Origin of the sequence: Paenarthrobacter sp. 2TAF44 (assembly GCF_052114885.1) — a bacterium.
GTDB lineage: Bacteria > Actinomycetota > Actinomycetes > Actinomycetales > Micrococcaceae > Arthrobacter.
This window is the reverse complement of sequence record NZ_JBFRFP010000003.1, coordinates 113614-128630: the sequence shown is the minus strand read 5'-3', so window position 1 is coordinate 128630 and position 15017 is coordinate 113614. Positions and strand designations below refer to the sequence as shown.

The 15017-nt window shown below is 61.7% G+C and carries 11 protein-coding genes; 2 read left to right on the top strand and 9 right to left on the bottom strand.

All coding sequences use genetic code 11. The annotated features are described in order from the left end of the window. Positions 1–30: 30 nt before the first annotated feature. Positions 31–1017, bottom strand: a complete 987-nt coding sequence (locus tag AB4Z15_RS04760; RefSeq protein WP_442016308.1) for an aldo/keto reductase — start codon at positions 1015–1017, stop codon at positions 31–33. A gap of 191 nt (positions 1018–1208) precedes the next feature. Between AB4Z15_RS04760 and AB4Z15_RS04755 the strand changes: the two genes are divergently transcribed. Continuing rightward, positions 1209–2306 carry an FUSC family protein gene (locus AB4Z15_RS04755; protein WP_442016307.1) on the top strand — a complete coding sequence of 366 codons (1098 nt, stop codon included), beginning with the start codon at positions 1209–1211 and terminating at the stop codon, positions 2304–2306. Here AB4Z15_RS04755 and AB4Z15_RS04750 read toward each other — a convergent pair. From AB4Z15_RS04750 to AB4Z15_RS04735, 4 genes are all read right to left on the bottom strand, one after another. Next, the gene (locus tag AB4Z15_RS04750) at positions 2269–3048 is read right to left on the bottom strand and encodes an SDR family NAD(P)-dependent oxidoreductase (protein WP_442016306.1); all 780 of its coding nucleotides are present in this window, start codon (positions 3046–3048) and stop codon (positions 2269–2271) included. The genes AB4Z15_RS04755 and AB4Z15_RS04750 overlap by 38 nt on opposite strands. 67 nt (positions 3049–3115) lie before the next feature. Continuing rightward, positions 3116–4054, bottom strand: a complete 939-nt coding sequence (locus tag AB4Z15_RS04745; RefSeq protein ID WP_442016305.1) for a class C sortase — start codon at positions 4052–4054, stop codon at positions 3116–3118. 215 nt (positions 4055–4269) lie between these two features. Further along, positions 4270–5751, bottom strand: a complete 1482-nt coding sequence (locus AB4Z15_RS04740) for a SpaH/EbpB family LPXTG-anchored major pilin (protein ID WP_442016304.1) — start codon at positions 5749–5751, stop codon at positions 4270–4272. Between the two features lie 113 nt (positions 5752–5864). Further along, positions 5865–8486 (bottom strand): DUF7507 domain-containing protein, encoded by a 2622-nt coding sequence (locus tag AB4Z15_RS04735; RefSeq protein ID WP_442016303.1) that lies wholly within the window; start codon positions 8484–8486, stop codon positions 5865–5867. Between the two features lie 252 nt (positions 8487–8738). Between AB4Z15_RS04735 and AB4Z15_RS04730 the strand changes: the two genes are divergently transcribed. Next, positions 8739–9491, top strand: coding sequence for a hypothetical protein (locus tag AB4Z15_RS04730; RefSeq protein WP_442016302.1), 753 nt, complete (start codon positions 8739–8741; stop codon positions 9489–9491). A 183-nt stretch (positions 9492–9674) separates the two neighbouring features. Here the strand turns inward: AB4Z15_RS04730 and AB4Z15_RS04725 are convergent, their stop codons facing one another. The 4 genes from AB4Z15_RS04725 to AB4Z15_RS04710 are packed head-to-tail and all read right to left on the bottom strand — an operon-like array spanning position 9675 to position 15002. Beyond that, positions 9675–11516, bottom strand: a complete 1842-nt coding sequence (locus AB4Z15_RS04725; RefSeq protein ID WP_442016301.1) for an IucA/IucC family protein — start codon at positions 11514–11516, stop codon at positions 9675–9677. Next, complete coding sequence (locus AB4Z15_RS04720; protein ID WP_442016300.1) at positions 11513–12103, bottom strand: GNAT family N-acetyltransferase; 591 nt, start codon at positions 12101–12103, stop codon at positions 11513–11515. Before AB4Z15_RS04720 ends, AB4Z15_RS04725 begins: the two co-directional genes overlap by 4 nt. Beyond that, a complete protein-coding gene (locus AB4Z15_RS04715; protein ID WP_442016299.1) occupies positions 12100–13443 on the bottom strand; it encodes a lysine N(6)-hydroxylase/L-ornithine N(5)-oxygenase family protein in 1344 nt (447 codons plus the stop codon). The genes AB4Z15_RS04720 and AB4Z15_RS04715 overlap by 4 nt, the downstream gene beginning before the upstream one ends. After that, complete coding sequence (locus AB4Z15_RS04710) at positions 13440–15002, bottom strand: pyridoxal phosphate-dependent decarboxylase family protein (protein WP_442016298.1); 1563 nt, start codon at positions 15000–15002, stop codon at positions 13440–13442. Before AB4Z15_RS04710 ends, AB4Z15_RS04715 begins: the two co-directional genes overlap by 4 nt. Positions 15003–15017 lie beyond the last annotated feature (15 nt).

Sequence of the window (15017 nt, the reverse complement as noted above, 5' to 3'; positions counted from 1 at the left end):
ACTCTGCCGGACAACGCTCCAGTGCTCCTGCTACCTTCCCACGAGACCCATGTGTTGATCGTTGTAACGGTTGCCCTGCACTCCGATCCTGCTGGCCACCGCATCCAGATCGGCAACTTCGTCGGCGGAGAGCGCCACGTTGGTCGCGGCAGCATTCTCTTCGAGTCGTTCCCGACGTCGTGTGCCCGGGATCGGGACAATCCATGGCTGCTGGGCGAGAAGCCAGGCCAGCGCGATCTGACCAGGCGATGCACCTTTCGAGGCGGCAAGTTCGGCCACGTGATCCACCAAGGCCTGGTTGGCCGCGCGGTTTTCTGTGGTGAATCGAGGGATAGTGCCGCGGACGTCACCCGGCGAAAACTGGGTGGACGGATCAACAGTGCCCGTAAGGAATCCCTTGCCGAGTGGGCTGAACGGGACAAAGCCAATGCCGAGTTCCGCGAGGGTTGGCAGGACCTCCGGTTCCGGATCCCGTGTCCACAACGAATATTCACTCTGCACAGCGGTCACGGGAAAGACTGCGTGGGCTGCACGAATTGTGGCGGCGGAGGCCTCGGAAAGGCCGAAGTGGCGTACTTTGCCCTCTTTGACCAGCTCACCCACAGCTCCCGCGACATCCTCAATGGGCACCTTTGGATCAACGCGGTGCTGATAAAAAAGGTCCAGGGTCTCCACCCCAAGCCTGCGGAGCGACTCGTCCGCCACCCGTTTGATCCGTTCAGGAGAACTGTCCAGGCCAACGGACTTGCCGTCTTCGATGCGCCAGCCGAATTTCGTGGCAATGACTACCTGGTCCTTGATAGGAGCAAGCGCCTCGCCGACGAGTTCCTCGTTGACAAACGGCCCGTAAACCTCGGCCGTGTCAAAGAAGTTGATACCAATGTCCACCGCTTCACGAAGTACCTTGATCATCGCCGTCCGGTCCCCCGGGTTGGGGCCGTAGCTTTGGGACATACCCATGCAGCCAAGACCGATGGCCGATACCTTCAAACCTTGCCCAAGTGTCCGCGTGTGCATGATGCCTTCCTTTGCTTTAAGTAACTCGTTTGATTCAGTCAACAACGTTCTCGACTCATATGGGAGGTACTGACGTAAGGGGTACTGCCAATGCCTTACTACGGGTTGTGACTGGGCTAATGGCGACCCACCCGCCACTCCTGATAATTTTCGATACAGATAGCTCGCCCACAAGCCCTGAATGATTGGTGGTGTTTCCCCTGCCCGCATTCATGGCGCACGCCCGCGAGCTCCACAAACTTGGGCCGGCGAACAACGACCGCCTCTCGGCGGTTCGGGTAGCCCTCAGTGTCGCAGTTCCGGGGCTGGTCCTGATTCTGATTGGCCGTCCGGACCTCATGATGTATGCGGTGTTCGGCGCGCTCACTGGAATGTACGGACGCAATGAAACCCACCAACTGCGGCTCAAACACCAAGCCCAGGCCGCGCTGGTTCTGGTTGGCGGACTCACCATTGGCACGTTTCTTTCCGTTAACCACATCCACTCCTGGTGGCTGGTGTTGGTGGCAACGCTGTTTGCCGGTGCTGGTTCCTTATATGCCGACTCCGTGCGCCTTAAACCGATTGGGCCTTTCTTCGGCATCCTCGCCCTGGGTGCCTGCGCATCGGTCCCCACCAGCATCCCGTTCCTGACGGCGGTGCTGATCGGTACTGCTTCCGCGGCGTTTTCGATTCTGGTCGGGTTCGCTGGTTGGCTTCGGCATCGAAGGTGGGAGCCGGGCGCTGCCCGCAATGTACCTGTCCTCCGCGGACCCTTACGGCAATCTGCCCTTGTTCATGCGGCCCGCTACACTCTCGCTGTCGGTGCTGCCGGCGTATGCGGAGTTCTGAGTGGGAGCGGCCATCCGCATTGGGCCATGGCCGCAGCCGCCGTGCCGTTGGCAGGCGCGGACCTCCCGAGCCGCGTCCACCGAGGCATCCACCGCATCGTGGGGACGTTCCTGGGGTTGGCGGTTGTCGCCGTCGTACTTTTCCCAACTCCGTTGTCACCGCTGCAGTATTTCCCGGGCCAAACGGCCATAGTCCTGGCCATTGTGGTGGTCCTGTGCCAGTTTCCCACTGAGCTGTTCATGGCGCGGCACTACGGCTGGGCCATGGTGTTCTTCACGCCCGTGGTCCTGCTGATCGCCCAACTCGCGTCCCCAATGGATCCGGGCGTACTGGTGATGGAGCGGGCCGTTGAGACGTTCGTTGGAGCGGTGATTGGAATCGCGGTGGCGGTGCTCGTGAGGGCACCAGTCGTTCCGGTTCTTAAGGCTGCAGGGGCCGACGCGGCGGGCCGGAAGTAAGCTTCGCCGGCAAGATACGCGCAAAGAAGCTCACCATTTTGTATCGACGCGTCGGGATGGAAACAGCCTTGCCCTTGGCGTTGTCCTCCAGCCCTTCCCGCACCACGCGCTCGGCAGTGAGCCACAGGAATCGCGGCGCCACGGACTTATCCATGCCCATGCGGTCGTGGAATTCTGTGTGCGTGAAGCCAGGGCATACGGCTGTGACCTGCACGCCCGACTTCCCATACGCAATGTTCGCCCAACGGCTGAATGTCACCTGCCAGGCTTTGGCCGCCGAGTAAGTGCCCCTGTTGGCGAAGGCTGCGACGCTGGCAACGTTGATGATCCGGCCTTTTCCGCGAGCCAGCATGACTTCAAGGGCCGCGTGGCACAGCTCCAGGGGTGTCTGCACGTGGAGGCGGAGATGTCGCCGTTCTTCCTCCAACTCGTTCTGCTCGAACGACTTCAGCAGTCCGATTCCGGCGTTGTTGACCAGGACGTCCACAGGTCGCGCAGCGTCCCGTAAGCGGTTGGCCACCAAGGAAACCCCGACGTCGGTAGTCAGGTCTGCGGGCAGAACCTCGGCCGAGATACTGAAGTCGCGTTCGAACTCCTCGGCCTTTTCCTTGAGGCGTTCTTCATCGCGGGCTACCAGGACTAGGTGGTGTCCCGCTTCGGCGAGCTGGCGCGCGAATTCCGCACCGAGCCCAGCCGTCGCGCCGGTGACCAGGGCGGTGAGTTCATTGGCTCGAGTCGTCATGCGCCTAGACTATGCGCTGAACGCTCCCGGCGCCCTGTCTTTTCGTCAGAGGGTCGAGTGCTCTTCGTCAGAAGATCAAATGCTCTTCGTCAGAGGGTATCGCCTGCTCTTCGTCAGAGGATCGCCTGCGTGGCTTGGTCGCAATGATTGCCAGCGCTATCGAGCCGGTGATGCCCAGGATCCACCAAGGGAATCCGGGGTCTGTTGTGGTGGACGGCAGAGTGCGGGGTCCGTCAGCGCTGGTGGGGGCGGTGGTTCGTTCGCCGCGAACCAGGAGTCGGTGGCTGTTGATGCCTTTGGGTGTGCAGGTAATGAGCGTCAGGTAATCCTTGCCCTCGACTTTGCGCAAAGCCTCCGTTTGGTCGGGCAGGACCGTGAGGATTTGGTCCACCTTGTAATAGAGAGTTTCATCGAGGACGTTGATGCTGAAGACGTCGCCTTCATGGACTTTGTCCAGGTCATCGAAGAGGGTGGCGTTGACGAATCCTGAATGAGCGCTCAACACACTGTGGGTGCCTTTGCCGCCCACGGGCAGCGCAGACCCGAAAAGGTGACCCGCTCCTTTGGAGAGGGTGTCCTCGTCAGTGCCATGGAAGATGGGTAAATCGGCGTGGATAGAGGGAATGCTGATGCGGCCCATCATGCCTCCAGGCCCGACCGCCAGCATCTCCTTATACGCCTCGGAGCCGGCGCCGATGGTGGTTTGCTCGCCTGCTTCATTCAAGGAGTAGGGGTCCCGGAGAGGTCCTGAGGGCAGTTCGTCATTGAACTCCCGGGCCTGGTCCAGGAGCGACTTCTTTGCGGAGGGGTTCATCGTCTGGACAGAATCCACGTAGCCGCTGATCTCGGTGGCATGGATCCGGTCCGAGAACCAGGCTGCGGCCGTGGGATAAAGCAGGATTCCGACGCCGATGACCGCCACCAGCACGATCAGGAGCCGTTGGCGGCTCCACGGTCCGGTCAGATGCCGGAGTCCACGACGGGTGCGGGTTGGTGCCTGTGTCATCAAAATCCTGTAGCTGGGTGAGTCGGTTGGAAGAGGGCAGTTGTGAAGCGTGCAGCAGTTATGAAGACTGCAGCAGTTATGAAGTGCAAACGGGAATGCAAGTGGGGAAGAGCGCGTGGTTGGCGTTCTTCCCCACTTGGGGTCACTGCGGGGGCCGCGGGTAGCGGCCCCCGTTGTGTTGTTTACCAGCGGTGGTGCTGTTGCTGGTGTTGGTGTTAGTTGTTGCTGGTGCGGCGGTTGCGGACGAACATCAGGGCCGCGCCGACGACGAGGAGGGCACCGGCTGCGTAGAGAATGCCGGTTCCCACGCCACCGGTCAGCGGCAGCTGGAAGCCGCTGTTGGAGGGGATGTTCTTCACGCTCAGGTCGATACCGACCGTGGTGCTGGCGGCGTTGATCAGGAAGGAGACCGGCTCGGCGAGCAGTTCATAGCCTGTCGGGGCGGTGGTCTCTACCAGGTAGTACGTGCGGTAGTCCGGGGTTCCGGGTGCCACGGCTGCGCCGTTGGCCCAGTCCGAGTACCGCAGGCCCGAGATCGTCAGGGTGCCGTCAGCGGCGACGGTGAAGACCGTCTGGCCGTTGAGGTCCACCGGGTTGGTCCCGGCTTTGGCGTCGGCTTCGTTGGTGTAGACGGAGAACGCGGCGCCGGCAAGGGCTGCACCGTTCTCGTTGACCTTCTGCAGCGTCATTTCGCCCCACTTGGTCACGACCGGGGGCGTGACGATCGGGCCGCCGGGCTGGCCCGGGGTGGTGGTGAAGCTGGCAGCGTTCGGGTACACGACAGCTTCGTTTTCGATCTCACCGATGGTGTTGACCTTGGTGTTGACCATGACCTGAACACGGGTATCGGTGTGTGCAGCGAGTTTGACGCGGCCTGCGGGGGTGAAGATGACCGAGACGGTGTTGGTCGCGGCGTCGAAGTTCACGGTGTAGTCCGTGCCGGCCGTGATGGGCGTGCCGTCAACGAGGGTCGCGGACGCGCCGACGTAGGTCAGCTTCGGGTCCAGGACGTCCACGATCTTGTAGCCATCGATGACGGCTTCGTTCGGGATGTCACCGGTGATCGTGAAGTCGATCTGGTCCCCGAGTTTGACGTCAGGGGCATCCGTGACGGTCTTCTCGGCCCCGGCAACGGAGTTCTTCGGGTAGACGTGGACGTCGTAGATCCAGTTGTCCTTGTTATCCGGGTCCGTCAACGGCACGGACACCAGGAACGGAGCCGACGGCGTCACACCGGCCGGGTAGTTCGTTTCGGTCACCAGGTACAGGCCCACCGGCAACGCGGTGAAACCGGCGGTGCCGGCAGCGTCGGTGGTCTTCGCCTGGGCAGCGCCCAGGGTGTACCCGGCGCCGGTGATCGAGCCCGCCGGGTTGGCCGGGGCGAAGACGCCGGAGAGGTTGTGCGCGGCGTCCCAGCCGGCGTTGGTGGACAGGTCGATGGTGTTGACCTGCTGGATCGTGAACTCGATACCGGCCAACGGTGTCAGGCCGGTGGTATCCACGGACGTGCCGTTGTTCGGCAGGCCCGTCGGAGTGGAGGGACGTTCGAACTTGTGGACCGTGATGGAACCGGTCTTGTTCCCGTCAACCAGGGGCGCAGCCGACGCCGGGGCCACGGAGAAGGACATCGCCAACACCGCCCCGGCGATCGTAGCGGCGGCGGTCTTCCAAACCCGCCCGGTGTGGTGATTACTCACTGTGTATTCCTCTTTCATCGTGATGGTTTTTCATGCTGGTGGTGCTGATGCTCGGAAATGAACACTTTGCTGCCCCGCCCCGCAACACACACGGGGCCTGGGGAACTCTTCTTCTAGGTACTGACCGGCTCTTGCCGGCGGCGGCGGTTGGCGGCAAGGGTCAGGGCGAGGGCGCCGATCAGCAGGGCTGATCCGGTGGTGGTGAAGGGCCACCAGCCGATGCCGCCGGACTCGGGCAACTCCAAGGCAGGCACGTCCCGGACCGTGAGCAGGAAAATTCCGTCACCGTCAGCGTCGGTGCTGGTCACTACGCCACCACCGGACCCCTGACCTTGGGAACCCTGGCCCAGGGTCACGGCACCGGTGGCGGCGATGGTGAATTTCACCGGTTCGGCCAGGAGGCTGAACCCGGCCGGGGCCTTGGTTTCTGCAAGCCAGTACGTTCCGGGCTGGATCCCTTCGAGTTGGAACCGGCCCGTTTGCCCGGCCACGGCAGTCACGGCCGGGCTTCCCAGCACGGTACCGGGGGTTCCGTTGTTATCCACGTGCACCGCCCAGGTGGACCCGGCCATCGGCACCCAGGTACCGCCGGAGGACTCGCCGATCTTCTCGATCAACACCTTGCCCGGGGTTCGGTGGGTGGTGGTGCAGTCAGGACCCGGGGCGCTGGAGCCGGGTGCGCAGGTCTGCGGTGCGGTGGTGGCCGCCGTGCCCGTCACCATGTTGACAAGCTCCTTGTTCCACGCCCCTGTCTTGACCAGGACGCTGTACTTCAAGGTGGCTGTCTGCCCGGCCGGCAGTGTGAACGCCGCGGTAGCCAGCAGGGTGGAGGGCGGCACCGGGTTGGCCACCGCCACCGGTGTTCCGGTGCCGATTACCAGGGACGCGGACCCTGACACGAACGTCGCATCATCCAGGACCTCCCCCAGGTTGTCCTTCAGCACGACCCCGGTGATGGTGCCGCTGATACTGGTGGCCGTGACCGTGTACACGATGGTCTGGCCCGGGTTGACGGACCCGTTCGCGGGAACTCCCCCGTTGACCGTCGCCGTCTTTTTGATCTTCCACGCCGCCGGTGCGGTGACCTGCGCGTCATCGATTGCCGTGACGGGCAACCCCAGGGGCGGGTTTCCGGTGACTTTCGCCGTGTTGGTCAGCAACCCCGTGGTGACATCGGGCGCCGTGACCACATACGTTGCGGTCGCCGTCACGGACTGCCCGGGCAACAGGATGCCCGGAAGGCCCGGCCAGGCATAGGACAAGGGTGAGATCGTGCCCGTTCCGGAGAACTGGGTCTCGGTGATCACGACTCCGGTAAGTATCACGTTGCCCGTGTTTTTCGCCACGAACGTGTACGTGGCGGTTTCACCGGCCACCAGGGTGGTCTTGTTCACGGTCTTCACCAGCGTGATCGCCGGAGCAGCGGCAGGAGCGATCGTGAAGATGTAGTCCTCCACTTCGCCGGCATCGGAGGGTCCGATCGGGAGCTGGACCTGGGCGGTGGTGTAGCCGATCCGGAAGCGCGCATACGTCGTCCCCGCAGTCACGGAAGTGATCGACGCCCAGGTCAGTGTGGCGGTCGTGGCGCCTGCCAAGAAGGAAGCGCAGGCCCGCTCGGCAGTGTTATTGAAAATCCCGTCCTTGTTGAAATCAATCCACCCACAGGTCATGCCTGCTTTACTGGCCCCACTGATCGCCACCGTTGTCGAGTAGCTGGTAGCACCCTGCACCATCGGAGCCAGCACCACGCCGTCGTCCATCAGGTCCTGGGCCGCCGTCGGACCCGCATTCGGCGAGGCAGTGCCGTTGGCAACCGTCGCGTTGTCCTCAGTGACATTCGGCCCAAGCGTCACGTCCGACAGAACAGCCCGGGCAGCACTGCCTTGGTCATAACTGGCCGGAGCATCACCGAAATCCTGCAGAGCGCTCATCGCAATGACGAAGTTGTCCTGGTTGTGGTCTCCGATGTGTGTGATGTCGTTGTCGGTGTAACCAGGCATCGCGCTGTTGACTGGAACGAAGACGCTGCTGATGTTGAAAGTCAACGTGTTCACGATGCCGTTGATGCGGACCGATCCACATCCTGCCGTAGCCTGTGCGTCGACAGGGTCGGGTGTGCCGGTCTGCACACTCGTATTACACGCCGTTCCGGCATTGTTGTTGCTAGTTGTGATGGCGTTGTTTACCACCGAAAGGTTGCCACCCGACAGCTTGGTCATCGTCAGGCCAGGGGTTGTGAGGTTTAGGACGGCGCTCAACTGGGATTGTCGGTCAACACTCCCGTTGTCAGTCTCATCCAAGTGAACCTCTCCGCCGAGGCCAGCGATGTTAAGTACGGGATTCCTCACCGGTTGGTTGAAAGCGATGGTGACAGTCCCCAAACCGCTGCAAGTGCCGGTTGCTGCGCAATTGTTGACTGCGTGAGTGGCAAATTCGACGGCAGAGGCCCCGGTTACGATGTTCTGTGAGAAATCAGATGGCACATATCCACGGCTGCCCATCGTTGACCGGCCCACCATCCAGGTATTTCCCGACATGCCATAGGTGGTGGTCAGATTAGATCCAGGCATCGAAAGTGTGGCGATGGTACCGGGGCCATTGAGGTTCGCCGGGGCGGTTGCGATCTCGTAAGCCTGAGCCGGTGTCCCGAAGCCCAGCGTCCCGAATGAAAGCCCTCCCAGGACCATCATCAACGCGGCAACGAACGCCGTAATCTTCCCAACCGGATACTTCAAGGGGTTCCTTCCAAAGAACAGTGACCCGGTCGACCCCTCAACCGACGAGCAAGACAGTTACATCAAGAGAGACCATCCATTTGCGTCCGGCAGGGTTGGTCTCCAGTCAATGAGTGCGGTCTAGGAAAAGTTCATGCCGCAAAAAGCGAAAACTTTTTCTGACCTGCGGATGGAACCATGCCAAGCGAGAGCGATGTCCAGTATTTGGACGAAATTGCGTCATGACTTAGCGATCAAAGGCACTCATTGGACATGAAAGATCAACGCGCTCATCTAAAAATCGAAAGCAGGTCCTTACAGCTCCGTGGGCGCTGGCGACAACGTAGTGAGCAGGCCGGATGGCTATTCCCGGGTGACTGGCTGGTTCCTGAAGTCGAGGACATGCTGAAGGCCCAAGCGGAGGGTGGTGAGCTGCACATGTCTGCCAAGAACCTCGGAGCGTCCCGCGCCTATCACGGCGTTGGAGTCCGCGAAACCATGCAGGATTTCAGTGCCTTTTTTGAAGCGGCAGGCGTGCCTGCCGATGACGGTTCCATGCGGGATCTCGTCGAGGGATGGGCAACGGAAAATGAACGCCTCGAGCCCTTCTCCTGCACGGACGTCTATACGGGGCTTGCAACCATGGCGCACTTTGAACGGCTGATCCATGAAATGTCTCTCCGCCCAAGCGCCCGGCGGAAAAGACACACGATAGCGACCCTTCATCTGGGATGGTCTGAAGGCGGCAAGCTGCTGAGCTGGGAAATGTTGGCCGAAATGGGACAGATATGCCGAAGGGAACTTACGGCAGTGGAAGCCACTGCGGCCTATCATCGCGGAAGTATTCACACCATGATGACCCGCAAGCGGGAGAGCTACGAGGCATTGTTCCGCTGTCTGCAGCTCATCGACGGGCTACACATGGGCGTTGGGCGGCGAACGCTCGTGGAATTCCTGGATTTCCCCACGTCGCGAGCGGAGTGCGACCGGGCAATCGCTGGCCTCCGCTACAGGCGGTCAGCCTGATAAAAGAAACGCCACGGAATAGGAAAATGCCGCCAAGCCGTGCCCTTTTTCGCAACACGATTTAACGGCAACCAGCACTACATAGGCGTGGCAGCTGCCTGGGGTCGGATCAGGCAGCCAGTCATGAGGAGGCGCCACCGGATGAAGCAATTTTTCCCGGCGGCGCCTCCGCCAATTTTCCGCTTAAGCGAACTTTGCCAAGGGGTTGGCCAGTCGGCCGGCCATCTGCAATCCAACGGACGGATCCGAGATATCGAGCATCTGCTGGTTGTTCCGCAACTGCAGCCGGTTAAGGCAGGACAACTCGAAGTCCGCAGCGAACAGATCATGCATGGCGAATTGGTCCGCTAGTTCCGGATGCCGTTCCTGATATTCGCGAACCACGGCAGCTGCCGTCTCCCAGAACTCGTCTTCGCGCAGCGTCCCGTCCTCCACAAGGATGGCCCCGAGGAAACGGAAGATGCAGTCGAACACGTCAGTGAAGATCGCGAGGACCATTTCCTCGGCAGGGATCTCAGCCTTGATGCGGGAGACTTCCTCCGGCAAGTCCAGCCGGTCCCCCATGACCACGATTTCCTCGGCAATGTCCTTCATGATCGCCCGTACCGGCACCCCGTCCTCGAGGATCAGAATGACATTCTCGCCGTGAGGCATGAACGCGAGCTCATACTCGTAGAGGCAGTGGATCAACGGAACGAGGTAGGCCTCGAAGTAGCGGCCCAGCCAATCTGTTGGAGCCAACCCGGAGCGCTGAATCAGGCTTGAGACCACTGATGCGCCGGAGGAATCCACATGCAACAAGGACGCCATGGTGGCCAACTGCTGGCCGTCCTTGAGCATCGGAAGGGGACTTTCCCTCCACAGAGCCGAGAGCATCTTCCGGTATGGCGAGCCCTTAGCCGATCCAGCCTCGTAATAGTGGTTGTGGTACCCGATGGCCGCCGTTTCACGGATCATGGCCAAGCCCCGGTTCTGGAGCTCCTGGTCATTGCCGATCAGTTCCTGCAGCCAATCGTTGATGGCCGGTGTTGCCTTCATGTACTGCGGGGAAAGACCACGCATGAAGCCCATGTTCAGCACGGACATGGCCGTTTTGACGTACGCCTTCTCCGGTGACGTGGTGTTGAAGAACGTACGGATGGACTGTTGTGCCTGATAGGAGTCCTCGCCGCTGCCCAGGTTTACGATGTGGCGCTGGGCGATTTCTGCCGCGAACGTCACAGTGAGCTTGTTGTCCCATTGCCAGGGGTGCACCGGCATGAGCAGGTAGTCCTCAGGATCAAGGCCTGAAGCGGCAAGTTCCGCGTTGAACCATGCCAGAGTTGCGGGTCCGAGCTCAGCCTCGAAGTGGGCCCGGTAATCCAACCCTGCGCTCGACGTAAAAACGGCTTTGCTGCGATGGACCGCGATCCACTGAAGCTTCACCACAGCACCGGTTTCGGGCGCGAACGCATGGTAATCGGAGATGCCGAAACCCAACCGGCCGTTGTTGGCAACGAAGCACGGATGCCCCTCGGTCATGCTGTGCTCGATCGCTTGGAAATCGGCCGCCCGGTCCATGCCGCGGGTGATGCCCGCCGCCAGCTCGGCAGAGCTAAAGGGCTTGCCCTGCTTGTAGGCGTGGCTGGCCAGCGTGCTGCTGATTTCCTCGAGGTACATGGGCAGCATCTCTTGCCGAATGTACAGTGCCTCGTGGAACTCCGTGATGAAGTCCAGCGCGTCCAGCGGCAGCTCCGCACCATCGCGGATTCGGGCAATGGATTCCGGGAAGACGGACCAGTGTTCAAGCGCCAAGAGCCGCCCACGGAAGCGGTACTCAACGCTGGCGTTGTCGCTGACAATCCTGTACAGCCCGACGCCGGCGCCCTCCTCACGGATCAGCTCCGGAACCAGGATGCGTTCGTGAGAGAACTCGGCAATGGCTTTTCGGATCAAGTGCCTGTTGGCCACGGCCCAGCGCTCCGGGGTCAGGTGGGATACAGGTTCGGCTGCCTCGTGGAGGGAAGTTTCAGCAGTGGTGGTCACAGGAAATCTCCTCTGGTCGCCGCGGCAATCGCGGCCAGAATCGGGGTCAGGGTTGCGAGGAAATCCTCGCGCGTGCAGAAGCTCAGGAGCCCCTGCTTGTGGTCTTCGGCAGGATCGACGGCGGGAAGGGTCACCACGCCGTGCGGCCGGAAGCCCACCTTCTGGTTCAGCACATGGATCTTGTGGTTACGGGCGTCGGGCTCGACGACGACGCGCTGGGCTGCGGGATCAGCGAATAGTTCCGTCATCACCGACTGCATGACGGCTGTGGTGTAGCCGGGCTGCGGGTCGCCACTGGGCGGAGACACCAGGAGGTGCATTCCCACGTCGCCGCCCTGGACCTCGTAAACGTCTGCCAACGGCGATGACTCGGGACGGTACCGCTCCATGAGGAAAGCGGGCACGCCGTCGTCGAGCCCCAGGAACGCCTGATGGTGACCCGATTCGGCGATCCGCGAGTACTCCTCCACAACGTCCTGCTCGGTGGCCGAGACCATGCCCCAGAAACGGGCATATTCCTGACTCACCCAGCTGTGGAGGACCGGCGCATCCCCTACGGGGTCGACTGGGCGGAATGTGAAGCTCATACAGCGGCCCCCAGGGTGTCCTTAGTCGCCGCGATAAGGGAGGCTGGCGCACCGAACTGCTGGAACGCGATGCTCCGCTCGATCGGATAGACCTCGCGGCCGGTAATTTCCCGCAGGATGCAGGAGTTGCGGTAAGCGGCCATGCCAAGGTCCGGCGTGACGAAACCGTGGGTGTGAAGCTCAGCGTTCTGGACGAAGATTTCCCCAGGTTCGACGCCGGTTCCATAGTTGCGCTCGACGTCGAAGCGGCCCTTGGCGTCGCGGCGGATCCGGTCCTGGATGCCGGCCAGGAAGGCGGGTTCCTTGTACGTGTAGCCGGTGGCGAGAACCACGGCTTCGGACTCCAGGCTGTAATCGCGGCCGTGTTCCTCATGGTGCAACTGCAGATTGTGAGTGCGGGTGGTGGCGTTCCATTCAGCGGCTGTTAGCGACGAGTGGGTGTGCAGCTGAGTGTCCACCATGCCGGAGAGGCTCTTGGTGTACAGGAGATCGTAGATATCGTCGATCAGGTCCGAGTTGATGCCCTTGTACAGGTTCTTCTGGCTCTTGATCAGGGAATCGCGCTGCTCCCCCGGCAGCGAGTGGAAGTAGTCCACGTACTCGGGCGAGGTCATCTCCAGCGTCAGCTTGGTGTACTCCAATGGGAAGAAGCGGCCGGAGCGGGTCACCCAGTTGAGCTGGTAGCCGTACACGTCGATTTCCTGAAGGAGTTCGTAGTAAAGCTCCGCGGCACTCTGGCCGCTGCCGACGATGGTGATGCTGCGCTTGGACTGCAGCTCACTCTTCCTCGACAGGTACTCGGCGTTGTGGAGGACAACTCCGCCGCCGTCCATAATCCCTGCACAGGAGTCCGGGACATACGGCGAGGTACCGGTTCCCAGGACCAACCGGCGGGCGCGAAGCACCTCAGCGCCATCCGGACCCTGCACCGAAAGGCGGTACACGCCGTCGTCGTACGCCACATCCAGCACATCTGTGCTAAAACGAACCGACTCAAGCTGGCCGGCCACCCACTGGCAGTACTGGTTGTATTCCGCGCGCAGCGGGTAGAAGTTTTCCCGGATGTAGAAGCGGTACAACCGCCCGGTCTGCTTGAGGAAGTTTAAAAACGAGTACGGCGACGTCGGATCGGCCAGGGTGACAAGGTCAGCCATGAACGGGACCTGCAGGTGCGCGGGCTCCAGCATCATGCCCGGGTGCCAGTCGAAGGTTTCGCGACGGTCCAGGAAGACACAGTCGAGGTTTTCCACGGGCTCGGCCAGCGCGGCCAAGCCCAGATTGAAAGGCCCGACGCCGATGCCAGCGACGTCGTAAATCCTGCTGTTGTCCGGGGTGCTCACGCTGCAGCCTCCGTGGTGGTCGCGAGCAGGCTGGCGCCCGTCCGGCGGATAAGTTCGATGATTTCCTGGATGTCCCTCAGGGAGGCCTCGGCGTTGAGGAGGGTGAATTTGAGGTAGTGGCGGCCAGCCACCTTGGTGCCGGCAACCACGGCTTCGCCCGAAGCGAAGATTGCTGCCCGGATTGCAGGGTTGATGACGTCTGAGGCATCCTCGTCCAAGATCACGCCGTCAACGGCCGGACGGTAGCGGAATACCAAAGTGCTCAACTGCGCTGCGGCGGCGAGTTCGAACTCTGAATCATCCACTAACAGGGTTCCCACACGGCGGGCGAGGTCGATTGCTTCGTCGAACAGCGCACCAATGGCATCGGCGCCCATGATGCGTAAGGTGAGCCACAGCTTCAGGGCATCAAAGCGGCGGGTAGTTTGGATGCTCTTGTCCACCTGGTTGGGAATTTCAGCCTTCGCGGCGCTCTCCGGGTTCAGGTAGTCCGCGTAGTAGGTGACGTGGCGCAGCATGGAGCCTGCGCGGACCAGGACTGCGCTGGAGCTAACGGGCTGGAAGAAGGTCTTATGGAAGTCAATAGTGACGGAATCGGCCAGGTGGATCCCGTTCAGGAGGTGGCGGTAACGGCCAGAGACGATAAGGCCGCCGCCGTAGGCTGCGTCGACGTGCAGCCAGGAATCATAGGCCCGCACCAAGGCCGCCAGTTCGGAGAGAGGATCAACCGAGCCGAAGTCGGTGGTCCCGGCAGTGGCCACGACCGCCATAGGCACCAGCCCGGCGTCGTGCGCTTCCGCCAAAGCAGCCGCAAGTGCGGTGGGATCCATGCGGTGATCGTCGGAGGTGGGCACGGAGATCACTGCATCGAAGCCGAGCCCGAGCATGGAAGCGGACTTCTGGATGCTGAAGTGGCTGTCTGCAGACGTGAAAATCCGGAGTCGGTCCAGAAGGTGCGGCAGGCGCGCGTCGCCATTCGTGGCACGGAGCTTCGCCACGGCGTGGTTGCGGGCGATCAGCAGCGCCTGGAAATTGGACTGGGTCCCGCCCGAGGTAAAGACGCCATCGGCGGCGGCGTCAAATCCAATACGCTCGGCAGTCCAATCGATGAGTCGCCGCTCGATCATGGTGGCGCCGGCACTCTGGTCCCACGTGTCCATGGAGGAATTCATGGCCGAAAGTACGGCTTCACCAACCAACGCGGGAATGACCACCGGGCAGTTCAGGTGCGCCGCGTAACGGGCATCGTGGAAGTAGATCGCGTCCTTGAGGTAGAGGTCGTCAAGCTCCTCCAGGGCAGCAGCCATATCCGGCAGCGGACGTTCAAGATCGACGGCAACAACGCGGGCCTTCAGTTCTGCATGCGCGACGCCGGTGAAGGGCCGGGCTGTGCGCTGGACTTTTGTGGAGACAGCGTTGACTCCCTGAAGAACCTGCGCCACATAGCTGGGCGAATTTCGTGCGTTGAACAGCTGGTTTGTGGCAGCGAGGGCCAGTTCCACCTTGGAGCCAAAGTCCTGCTCCTGAGCGATCCGCTCTTCGACACTTGGTGACGTCACGTCAGCTTCCTTCCA